This is a genomic window from Gordonia sp. NPDC058843 (assembly GCF_042743165.1).
GTDB lineage: Bacteria > Actinomycetota > Actinomycetes > Mycobacteriales > Mycobacteriaceae > Gordonia.
On record NZ_JBHYNC010000025.1, the window covers coordinates 64,286 to 75,193 of the forward strand.

Annotated in this window: 9 protein-coding genes and 1 pseudogene; 6 read left to right on the top strand and 4 right to left on the bottom strand. The window is 68.2% G+C overall.

Features of this window, described 5'->3' with window-relative positions; translation table 11 throughout:
- Nucleotides 1-48 precede the first annotated feature (48 nt).
- Complete coding sequence (gene ygiD, locus ACFW3F_RS16580; protein ID WP_388059207.1) at nt 49-930, top strand: 4,5-DOPA dioxygenase extradiol; 882 nt, start codon at nt 49-51, stop codon at nt 928-930.
- A 4-nt stretch (nt 931-934) separates the two neighbouring features.
- On the opposite strand, the gene ACFW3F_RS16585 is transcribed toward ygiD, so the two are convergent.
- Nucleotides 935-1,420 carry an SRPBCC domain-containing protein gene (locus ACFW3F_RS16585; RefSeq protein WP_388059209.1) on the bottom strand — a complete coding sequence of 162 codons (486 nt, stop codon included), beginning with the start codon at nt 1,418-1,420 and terminating at the stop codon, nt 935-937.
- A 3-nt stretch (nt 1,421-1,423) separates the two neighbouring features.
- Entirely contained in the window at nt 1,424-1,795 is a 372-nt protein-coding gene (locus ACFW3F_RS16590) for an ArsR/SmtB family transcription factor (RefSeq protein ID WP_388059211.1), read from the bottom strand.
- Between the two features lie 180 nt (nt 1,796-1,975).
- On the opposite strand from ACFW3F_RS16590, the gene ACFW3F_RS16595 reads away from it, so the two are divergent.
- Complete coding sequence (locus ACFW3F_RS16595) at nt 1,976-3,346, top strand: LLM class flavin-dependent oxidoreductase (protein WP_388059213.1); 1,371 nt, start codon at nt 1,976-1,978, stop codon at nt 3,344-3,346.
- 2 nt (nt 3,347-3,348) lie between these two features.
- On the opposite strand, the gene ACFW3F_RS16600 is transcribed toward ACFW3F_RS16595, so the two are convergent.
- Complete coding sequence (locus tag ACFW3F_RS16600) at nt 3,349-5,013, bottom strand: ABC-F family ATP-binding cassette domain-containing protein (RefSeq protein WP_388059215.1); 1,665 nt, start codon at nt 5,011-5,013, stop codon at nt 3,349-3,351.
- Between the two features lie 89 nt (nt 5,014-5,102).
- Here ACFW3F_RS16600 and ACFW3F_RS16605 point away from each other — a divergent pair, with 89 nt between their 5' ends.
- Nucleotides 5,103-6,302, top strand: coding sequence for an NAD(P)/FAD-dependent oxidoreductase (locus tag ACFW3F_RS16605; protein WP_388059217.1), 1,200 nt, complete (start codon nt 5,103-5,105; stop codon nt 6,300-6,302).
- A gap of 28 nt (nt 6,303-6,330) precedes the next feature.
- Here ACFW3F_RS16605 and ACFW3F_RS16610 read toward each other — a convergent pair whose 3' ends face one another.
- Nucleotides 6,331-7,095, bottom strand: a complete 765-nt coding sequence (locus tag ACFW3F_RS16610; protein ID WP_388059219.1) for a TetR/AcrR family transcriptional regulator — start codon at nt 7,093-7,095, stop codon at nt 6,331-6,333.
- Between the two features lie 127 nt (nt 7,096-7,222).
- Here ACFW3F_RS16610 and ACFW3F_RS16615 point away from each other — a divergent pair, with 127 nt between their 5' ends.
- The 3 genes and pseudogenes from ACFW3F_RS16615 to ACFW3F_RS16625 all read left to right on the top strand — a co-directional run.
- On the top strand, nt 7,223-8,254 hold the full coding sequence (locus tag ACFW3F_RS16615; protein WP_388059221.1) for an ATP-binding cassette domain-containing protein: 1,032 nt from the start codon (nt 7,223-7,225) through the stop codon (nt 8,252-8,254).
- Entirely contained in the window at nt 8,251-9,108 is an 858-nt protein-coding gene (locus ACFW3F_RS16620) for an ABC transporter permease (protein ID WP_388059223.1), read from the top strand. The genes ACFW3F_RS16615 and ACFW3F_RS16620 overlap by 4 nt, the downstream gene beginning before the upstream one ends.
- A gap of 455 nt (nt 9,109-9,563) precedes the next feature.
- Nucleotides 9,564-10,908: pseudogene (locus tag ACFW3F_RS16625) on the top strand (hypothetical protein); the annotation flags it as partial.

Genomic DNA, 10,908 nt, shown 5'->3' on the forward strand with positions numbered 1-10,908 from the left:
CCGGAGTAGCGTCGATCCCGTCCGCGAGTCGGACGGAGGAGGGCGACGATGACAGCAGGACACGCGGCGGACACGGCGTCGGGGCTGATGCCGGCCGCGTTCATCGGACACGGCAACCCGATGAACGCCCTCGAGCGCAACAGGTACACCGAGGCCTGGGCCGCGCTGGGGGCATCGGTACCGAAACCCCGTGCGATCCTGGTCATCTCGGCACACTGGTACACCAACGCCACCGCGGTGACCGCGATGCCACGGCCGCGCACCATCCACGACTTCTACGGATTTCCGCAGGACCTCTTCGATGTGGACTATCCGGCACCGGGTGACCCCGAGGTCGCCGACATGGTGTCCGATGTCGTCAAACCCACGTGGTGCGGCCACGACGTCGACAGCTGGGGCATCGACCACGGAACGTGGTCGGTCCTCGTGCACACCTTCCCCGACGCGTCCGTACCCGTATTACAGTTGTCGCTCAACGCCTTCAAGGACTATGAGCACCATTACGAACTGGGCCGCCGACTCGCCCCGCTCCGCGAGCAGGGCGTGCTGATCATCGGCAGCGGCAACATCGTGCACAACCTGCGGGCGGTCGACTTCGGGAAGTCCGACAGCGGATTCGACTGGGCCCACAGGTTCGACGATGCGGCCCGAGAAGTGTTGCAGGACAATCCGTCGAGGGTGCTGAGCCTGGATGGACATCCTGACTTCGACAAATCCGTGCCGACCCCCGACCACTATCTGCCACTGTTGTACATCGCCGGACTCGCCGGGGACACACCACTGGATCTGCTCGTGGCCGGCCATGCCGCCGGGTCGATCTCGATGGCCGCCTATACGCACGGGCTCGGTGTCGAGCCCTCGGGGTCCGGCACCGGCGGAGCGGCCGCCGAACTGCCCGAGGGGTTTCCGACGCTCGACTCGAACCTGTGACCCCTCAGGCCTTGAGGAAGTCGTCGATCTGGTTGATGGCCGACGATGCACCCTCGACGACTCCCATGTCGAGGACCTTCTGCAAGGACTCGGCCGAGTCGTAGGTGCTGATATAGGTAGCTACGGTCGTCCCGTCCTTCTCGGCGAACGCATAGGAATTGCGAGATTCGGGCATGTCGGTGATCGGGTTGAGATCGCCGTCGGCGAACCCGTCGAGGAAGGTGAAGCCGGTGGGCTCGTCGACGGACTCGACTTTCCAGTAGCCACCGAACTTCTCGCCCTCGGGACTGGTCATGTAGTACGTGACCCGACCACCCGGGCGCAGGTCGTGGTCGACGACGGTCGCCGGGTACGTGGGCGGACCCCAGATCTTCTCGAGCTGACGCGGATCGGCGTAGACCTGCCACACCCGGTCGATCGGCGCCGCGAATTCGGCGTTGATGGTGATGGTGCGGGCGTCGAGGTCGGGTGTCACATCGATGACGGGCATTGTTCATTCCTCCGATGGTTTCGTGGGTGCGGGTGATTCGAGCGTGAGCAGATCGTCGATGCGGGCGATACGGCCGCGCCACACCTGTTCGAGTTCGGTGAGCATCGATGCCACCGAACGCACTGCCGCTACGTCACCACTGGCCAGCTGCTCGCGTCCGTGACGACGCTTGGTGAGCAGGCCGGCCTTCTCGAGGACGGCGACGTGCTTCTGTACCGCCGCGAAGCTCATGTCGTATTTCGCGGCGAGCACCGAGACCGAGTGTTCGCCGGCGAGCACACGCCGCAGGATGTCGCGACGGGTGCGATCCGACAGTGCATGGAACAGGGCGTCGGCCCGGTCCTCGTCTGTCGGTTCGCCTGCGTTCTCGGCCACACCTCAAACATACAACCAATTGGTTGTATGTCAAGGGTCTGTTGCGATCACGACGGGCTCAACCCTGGCCGCCGACGTCCCCTGGGCCTTGACTGATCCCGACCGTCTCCCCCGCACCGTGGCGTACCGGCCACCGGTTCGCTTCGCCACTTCCGACCCACCAGACCTCGAAGGACACCCGTGACCCGTCAGCTGCACCTCGGTGGATTCTTGATCGCCTCCCCTGTCACCCACTCGCACGCCGCGTGGCGTCATCCCGGTTCGGTGACGGACTACTTCGGGCCCGACCACTATCACCGGGTCGGCCGCATCCTCGAACGCGGAAAATTCGACTTCGCGTTCTTCGCCGACCTTCTCGCCGCGCCGGTCCGGTTCGGCGGCGATCAGTCCGAACCCTTCCGACGGGGCACGCAGGCCGCGGCGACGATCGATCCGAGCCTGGTCGCGGCGAGTATCGCCGCGGTGACCACCCGACTCGGGATCGCGGTGACGAAGTCCACCACCTACTTCCACCCCTACGAACTGGCGCGTGTCTTCGGGTCGCTCGATCACCTCAGCCGCGGACGCATCGCCTGGAACATCGTGACGTCGCTGTCACAGGCCGAGGCCCAGAACTTCGGCTTCGACGACCACGTCGAACACGACGAGCGGTATGTGCGCGCCGAGGAGTTCGTCAGCACGGCGATCAAACTGTGGTCGAGCTGGGATGCCGACGCCGTGACCGCGGACAAGGAATCGGGAGTCTGGGCGGACCCGGCGAAGATCCACACCGTCGACCACGACGGCACGCACTACCGCACGCGGGGTCCGCTCAATCAGCCGCGATCACCGCAGCATCGGCCGGTACTCATCCAGGCGGGGTCGTCGAACACCGGCAAGGACTTCGCCGCGCGGTGGGCGGAGGCGATCTTCGAGATCGACCCGACCCCGGAGGGGCGCCGCGCGTACTACGACGACGTGAAGTCGCGGGCGGTGAACTTCGGTCGAAATCCCGATCACGTCAAGATCTTTCCGTCCTTCATCCCGTTCATCGGCGAGACCGAGTCGATCGCCCGGGAGAAACAGGCGTTCCACAACGAACTCGCCGACCCGATCTCGGGCCTCATCACCCTGTCGGTCCACACCGATCACGATTTCTCCGCCTACGATCTCGACGCCCCCGTCGAAGACGTGCAGGTGAGCGGCACCCAAGGACTGTTCGACGTCGCCCGACGACTCTCCGAGCGGGACAGTCTCACCCTGCGCGACATCGGCAAACTCTATGCGCAGGGAGTCCTGTTGCCTCAGTTCGTCGGAACGGCTGCCGACGTCGCCGACCAGATCGAGGAGTCCTTCACCGGAGGTGAGGCCGACGGATTCATCGTGTCCAGCGCCCAGACACCAGGCACCTTCAACGACTTCGTCGACTACGTGGTCCCCGAGTTGCAGCGCCGCGGTCTGTTCCGAAAGGAGTACGCGGGCACGACCTTGCGCGAACACCTCGGGCTCGGACCAGCCGAGGAGGACTTGCCGGCAGACGTGCGCGGGATCGACTCCCGGCTCGCGGGCTGACCTCAGCGCTCGGTGACCCGCCCGCCGTTGACGTCCCACTGCCGGTCGACGCGCACGTTCTGCAGCATGCGGCGATCGTGGGTCACGAGAAGCACTGCGCCGTCGTAGGAGTCGAGGGCGGACTCGAGCTGTTCGATGGCCGGCAGGTCGAGGTGGTTGGTCGGCTCGTCGAGCACCAGGACATTGGTGCCGCGCGCCTGCAGCAGTGCGAGGCCGGCACGGGTCCGCTCGCCGGGCGACAGCTCCCCCACCGGACGGTCGACATGATCGGCTCGGAGCCCGAACTTGGCGAGCAGCGTTCGCACGTCGGCGGTGGAGAGTTCGGGAACGAGGGCTTCGAAGCGTTCGGCGAGCGGCCGCCGACCGGTGAACTGTCCACGCGCCTGGTCGATCTCACCGATCGCGACATTCGCGCCGCGCTGCGCACTCCCCGCGTCGGGGTCGACGCGACCGAGGAGCAGTCGAAGCAGCGTCGTCTTGCCGGCACCGTTGTGACCGGTGATGCCGATTCGTTCGCCCGCATTGACCTGCAACGACACCGGTCCGAGTACGAAATCTCCTTGGCGCACAACCGCTTCGTTGAGCGTGGCGACCACCGAGCTGGAGCGTGGGGCGGAGCCGATGGTGAACTCGAGCACCCATTCCTTGCGCGGTTCGGCGACCTCGTCCAACCGAGCGATCCGACTCTCCATCTGCCGAACCTTCTGCGCCTGTTTCTCACTGGATTCGGTCGCGGCGCGGCGTCGGATCTTGTCGTTGTCCGGCGCCTTGCGCATGGCATTGCGGACACCCTGACTCGACCACTCACGTTGCGTCCGCGCCCGGGACACGAGATCGGCCTTCTTCGCCGCGAATTCCTCGTACTCCTCACGCTTGTGACGGCGCGCCACGGCCCGCTCGTCGAGGTAGCTCTCGTAGCCACCGCCGTACACCGTGTTGGAGTGCTGGGCCAGGTCGAGTTCGAGAATACGGGTGACGCTGCGCGCGAGGAATTCTCGGTCGTGACTGACCAGGACGACGCCGCCTCGCATACCGGCCACGACCTCTTCGAGCCGCGCCAGGCCGTCGAGGTCGAGGTCGTTGGTCGGCTCGTCGAGCAGCACGATGTCGAACCGCGAGCACAGCAACGCAGCGAGTCCGACCCGCGCGGCCTGACCGCCGGACAGATCCGTCATCAGGGTTGCGTCCGGGTCGATGACGCCGTCGCCGAGTCCGAGATCAGCGAGGGCGGCAGGCAGCCGCTCGTCGAGGTCGGCGGCGCCCGTCGCGAGCCAGTGGTCGAGCGCGGCCGCGTACACCTCGGCGGGGTCCTCTCCCGAGACGGTCGCATGCGGGTCGGCAAGCGCGTCCGCCGCGGCATCCATCGCTTCGGTGGCGGCCGCACACCCCGTTCGGCGCGCGACGTATCCCCGCACGACCTCACCCGGCACCCGTTCGTGCTCCTGCGGCAACCATCCGACGAAGGCATCGGACGGCGCCCGCGTCACCGTGCCCTCCAGCGGCGCGAGGTCACCGGCGAGCACTCGCAGGAGTGTGGTCTTCCCGGCACCGTTGGCGCCGACCACGCCGATCACGTCACCGGGTGCCACCGTGAGATCGAGGTGATCGAACAGGACGCGGTGGGCGTATCCCCCGGCGACATCCTTGGCGACGAGCGTGGCGGTCATCGGTCCATGGTCCCACCACGTCATCGGCCGCCCGGAGCCGGCAGACCGGCGCGCAGTTTTCGAGAGGACCTCGCCGGGTACTCGCCCTCATGACCTCAACTCGCGAGACCCGACACTTCGACGTCGTCATCGTCGGCGGCGGCAATGCCGGCCTCAGCGCGGCGGCACGGCTGCAGCGGCTGGGCTTCACCGACGTCGCGGTGATCGAGCCGCAGGCTGTGCACACCTACCGGCCGCTGCTCTCGTATGTCGGCGGAGGTCAGGCGCGGCTTCGGGATACCGAGCGCACCCAGCGATCGGTGACGCCCGACGGGGTGAGCTGGTTGCGCGACACGGCCGTTGTCGTCGACGCGGACAAGCGCACGATCCGCTGCGCCTCCGGAGCCGACGTCGGTTATCGAGACCTGGTCCTGGCCGTCGGACTCGTACCCGATCACGACGCGATGCCGGGGATCGATCTCGCCATCGCCGATGCCGCGGTGGCCAGCAACTATCTGGACCGGGCGGAACAGACGTGGGATCTCGTGACCGCGATGCCGCGGGGCGGACGGGCGGTGTTCACCGTCCCGCGCCCGCCCGTCAGCTGCACCGGTACGACGCTCAAGCCGTTGTTCCTGGCTGCCTCGTACTGGCGGCGTGCCGGCATCCTCGACTCGCTCGACATCACTCTCGTCGTCGACCGACCTCATCTCCTCGGTGTCGACGGCTTGGACGCGCGGCTGACGACATGTCTGGACGAGCTCGGGGTCCGCACTCTTCTCAACAGTGCGGTCCGGTTGCATCCGGTCGACCGGCGGGTCACGGTCGTGACCGACACGGACACGCATGAGGTGCACTACGACATGCTGCATCTAGTCCCCCCGTTCCGGGGATCCGACCTGGTGACCGACTCGGGTCTGGCCGGCAAACGGAATCGGGGACTCGTCGACATCGACCCCCACACGCTGCGCCACCGCACCCACCCGTCGATCTGGGGCGCCGGCGACGGTGCCGCGATCGCCACCGACCCGTCAGGCGGCGGACTGCGACGACAGGTGGCTGTGCTCGCCGACAACCTCGCGGCCGCGCGGGCCGGCGAAGAACATACCACCTACGACGGGTACACCGTCGCTCCCATCGCGACCGACAGCCACCATCTGATCGCCGCCGAGTTCGATCGCGACGGAACCGTCACGTCGTCGTTGCCGTCGATCATCGACCCGCTGAAACCTCGTCGAAGCGCATGGGCCTTCGACCGCTACGTCCTGCCCCGCCTCTACTGGAACGCCATCCTGCGCGGCCGGGTGTGAAACACGGTGCCGCGAAGGATTGTTCGTGCTACGAAGCGGTGTCCGCATGGATCAGCGCATCGATCCCGGCGATGACCATGGCCACGCCGGTCTCGAACGAATGCTGCGGACTGCGGGCCGAGTCGAACGTCGCCCCGACCGTCGTGCCGACGCGCCCGGACACCGGGTAGTCGTCGTCCTTCATCAGATGGTCGAGGGCCGGCGCGACGATCGCCCACCATTCGGAGTCCGCCATGCCCGACGACCTCCTCGTCTCGTGATCGCTGCGATGCGCACGAGCGGCGCCCTCGACGACGTTCAGCAGAGTGGTGAGCCCGGCCTCCATGTGCAGGTCGGACAGACCGACCCCGTCGAGCACCCGCAGCTCGGCTTCGTATTTGTCTCCGGCATTCGGTCCGAGCAGACTGCGCGCGTCATTGATGTCCAGGAGCCACGGATGACGCACCAATAGGTCCCAATTGCGCTGCGCGACATACCGTACGCCCGCCCGCCAGTCTCCGGCCGCCTTCGCCGAGTCGGCGTCGTCGTAGAGCCCGGCGTACACGGCGTCGACCATCAGCGCGGTGAGGTCGTCCTTGCCGGGCACATGGTTGTACAGGGCCATCGTGCTGACGCCGAGCCGGTCGGCGACCTTCCGCATCGAGGTGGCGGCGAGTCCGTCCGCGTCGGCGAGTTCGACACCCGCCTGCACGATCCGCGAGACCGTGATCCCGGAACGGCCCGCCGGTGGGTGCTTCCCCCACAGCAGGTAGAGACTGCGCACCACCTCGGGCGCAGATTTTCCGGTGTCCACGTGCCTCCTCGATAGCCGCGCAGCGGCCGAAGAAACGCCGCGTGCAGGTGGCCACACCGTACCGTACGGTGCTAACGTACAGTGTATATAACAGCGTAAGGCAGATCGGTCACAGAGGAGGCCTGCAATGGGGAACATCGGGACGGCGATCGCGCTCGAGGGCGTGCGCAAGAGTTATGGCGGGAAGTCGGCGAAGCCGGTCCTGGACGGACTCGACCTCGCGGTGACGCGCGGCAGCGTGCACGGCCTGCTCGGCCCGAACGGAGCGGGCAAGACGACCGCGGTGCGGATCATGACCACTCTGCTCACACCTGACGCCGGACGGGTCGAGATCGCCGGCGTCGACGCACTTCGCGACCCTGCCCGCGTACGCACCCGGATCGGCCTCGTGGGCCAGCACGCCGCGGTCGACGAGGCCTTGACGGGCCGTCAGAACCTGGTGATGTTCGCTCGGCTCAACCGGTACCGCCCGGCGACGGCAGCCCGGCGTGCCGCGGAGCTGCTCGAGAGGTTCGGGCTCGGAGAAGCGGCCGACCGCCAGGTGAAGACGTACTCGGGCGGGATGAGGCGTCGCGTCGACCTCGCGGCGGGCCTGGTCACCGCACCCGAGGTCCTGTTCGTCGACGAGCCCACCACCGGCTTGGATCCCGGTGTCCGGCAGGAGGTGTGGACTGCGATCCGGGAGCTGGTGCGCGGCGGCACGACCGTTCTGCTGACCACGCAGTACTTGGAGGAGGCCGATCAACTCGCCGACCGCATCTCGATGCTCGGCCGTGGTCGGGTCGTGGCAGAGGGTAGTCCCACCGAGCTGAAGGCCCGCGTCGGCGACGACTGGCTCGAGATCACCACGGTTCGCGACTCCGACGCCGATCGGCTCCGACGCGTACTCGCCGAATGGTCCGCAGGCGACATCACCATCGACGGCAATCGCATCCGCGTGCCACTGGCCGACCGCACCGCCTCGGTGATCGGGGCGTCAGCCGCCCTGCACGACGCCGAACTCGAGATCCGCGACCTGGCTCTGCGCACCCCGACGCTGGACGAAGTCTTCTTGCAGGTCACCGGGCACTCGGCGCTCGGTGACACGCCCAAGAGCGGCGACACCCCCGACTGCGCCCCATCTCAGAACTCGCCCGAACCCGAGGAGGCTCTCCGATGACGATCCGTACGACGCCCGCTGCCGACACCGCACCGACGACCACCTTGCCCGACGGGCCGACCTCGCCCGTCATACGCGCGTTCGCCGACACCTGGACGATCACGCGTCGAGACCTCCAGCACTGGCGTCATCTCCTCGGCGCCAGGATCTTCGGCTGGGTGTGGCCGATCCTCCTGATGGCATTGTTCCTGGGCCTTCTCGGTGGGGCGCTCGGCGGCGACGTCGGCGGCAGCTACATCGATTTCGTCATGCCCGGCGTGCTTGCCATGACAGCCTTCCTCGGGCTCGAGACCACCATGGCAGCTGTCAGCCAGGACTCGCTGCGGGGGATCACCGACCGGTTCCGCTCGCTGCCCATCAGCGGCGTCGCCGTGGTCGGCGGCCGCTGTCTCGCCGACCTTTTCGACTCGCTGATCACGCTCGTGGTGGTGGTGGCCGGCGGACTGACGTTCGGATGGCGACCCGACACCACCGCGCCCGAGGCGTTCGCCGTGCTCGGCCTGCTACTCCTACTCCGGATCGCCATGCTCTGGACCGGCATCTACATCGGCCTCAAGGCGACAAGCCCCGAAGCGTTGGTGCCGTTCAACATCCTGGTGTGGCCGATCCTGTTCTTCTCCACCGTTTTCATCGACACGTCGACCATGCCCAGGTGGCTTGCCGCGATCGCGGACGCGAACCCGTTGTCCGCGACCGCGTCCACAGTGCGTGAGCTTCTCGGCGCCCCCGTCGTGGGCGGCGGCGACAGTGTGTTCGCCGACCACGCAGCGCTTCTCGCCGTCGCCTGGCCGGTATTGATCACCGCGATCTTCCTCCCTCTCGCTGTATCGGCCTTCCGGCATCTGCGGAGCTGATCGCGGGCGCGTCATCGGCTCGGAATCGAGAAGCCCGACTCCCCCACGCCCCGCAACCGCGCCCGACCTCGCACCCAACTCTGGTACGGGCAGCCCGCCTACGCGCTGAAGGGCAAGGTCGTGTGCTTCTTCCGCAGCGGCCACGACGACAAGGAGCGCTACTCCACCATCGGCCTCACCCAGAACGCGAACCTCGACGACGGAGGGTTCTGGCCTACGTCGTTCGCTGTCAGCACCCTCGACGTCGAGGACCCGGCCGCCGTGCTCGACTGGCGCCTGGACCCCACCCAACACCACTCCGCAGGCGGCGGACCCTGCCCTGGCTGCCCCGCATACCCGCCGGGTTCGACGACCCCCAGTGGGCGCCCTACCTCACCCGCCGCGGCGGCCTCGTCACCGACCTCACCGCCGCCGTCACCGAACGCGCCCACGCCTGGGACGCCACCACCGCCCCCGTGTGGGCGCGGCCACTGCTCCTCGCTGACGCCGAACGCGGCAGCGACCTCGTCGCCGAACTCGCCGTATTCCGCGCCGCCCGCGGCGTCGACGACACCGACCGGCGTCCCGCCGGACCGCGACCAGATTCCATCGCCCTGGCACGGCGCCACGCCGCGCTGACCGAGCGCGCCGACGCCCTGGTCACCACCACCGCCGAGGCCGCCCGCTACGCCGACCTCGCCCGCGACCTCGACCCCCACCTCCTCGCCGACCCGTACTGGCCCGAACTCGCCGACCACCTGTCGCTGGCCGCCCGCGCCGGCCTCGACGTGCACGCCCTGGCCCGCGACGCCCTCGCCGACAACCCGCTGCCCACCGAAATGCCCGCCGCCGCACTGTGGTGGCGCCTGTCCGGTGAGCTGGCTCCCGCCGCGGCCGAAGCCACCAACACCGGCCTGCGCCCCGACTGGGCAGACGCTCTCGTCGGGATCGTCGGGGACCAGGCCGCCGAAGCGATCCTCACCGACCGCGCCTGGCCCGCACTCGTGGCCGCGGTCAGCGCCGCCGACCCCACCCAGAACCCCCACGAGCTACTCGACCTCGCCGAAACCCTCCTCCACAGCGCCACCGACGACGACCACACCGTCCGCCTCGACGAATACGCCCGCCTACTCACCTGGCGAGTCGAACTGCTCGTCACCCACAGCAGCCACGCCACCGACACCACCCCACTACCGCCGGCACCGCGCACCCCCGAAGACGAAGCCGCCGCCGAAGCAGCCGCCGAAGCCGCCGGACTGGCCGACCCCTGGGCCGACACCCTCACCGGCCAACCCGGCAACGACCTCGACGAGAACGTCCGCGTTGACGAGGACTACCTCGCCGCGCTCACCGCCACCGACCCGCCGCCGGAGACCGCCGTCGACGACCTCGACCCGGACGACCTCGACCGCTACGAGGACCTGGACTTCGACGAGCTCGCCGCCGACGCCGTCGCTGCACCCGATCGCTTCGCCGCGCCGACCGACCTCGCCGAATGCATCGCGCTGCGTTACGAACTCACCGCCCAACTCGCCGAACTCGGCACCGACATGGCGCAGCTACGCGAGGCGATCAACGCCGGCACCAGCGCCCACCAGCAGGCCATGGCCCCGCATGTCCTGGCGTTGCCACCAATTCGCCGCCGCCGCCGACACCGCAGGGCATCACCACGACCTGATGATGGCCGAACAACTCATCGAAGACCTCACCAACCAGGCAGCCGCCTTGCGCCGCACCGCCGCCCAGCTCCGCGCCGCCGACACCACCGACCTCGACCCCCTCAGCGACGACGAAGCACCCGACCTCGCCGCGCTACGCGCC

Coding starts and splice junctions, on each gene's coding strand:
- ACFW3F_RS16600 (WP_388059215.1), bottom strand. CDS start 5,013: ATGACCGCCACGCTCGTCGCCAAGGATGTCGCCGGGGGATACGCCCAC.
- ACFW3F_RS16620 (WP_388059223.1), top strand. CDS start 8,251: ATGACGATCCGTACGACGCCCGCTGCCGACACCGCACCGACGACCACC.
- ACFW3F_RS16605 (WP_388059217.1), top strand. CDS start 5,103: ATGACCTCAACTCGCGAGACCCGACACTTCGACGTCGTCATCGTCGGC.
- ACFW3F_RS16585 (WP_388059209.1), bottom strand. CDS start 1,420: ATGCCCGTCATCGATGTGACACCCGACCTCGACGCCCGCACCATCACC.
- ACFW3F_RS16615 (WP_388059221.1), top strand. CDS start 7,223: ATGGGGAACATCGGGACGGCGATCGCGCTCGAGGGCGTGCGCAAGAGT.
- ygiD (WP_388059207.1), top strand. CDS start 49: ATGACAGCAGGACACGCGGCGGACACGGCGTCGGGGCTGATGCCGGCC.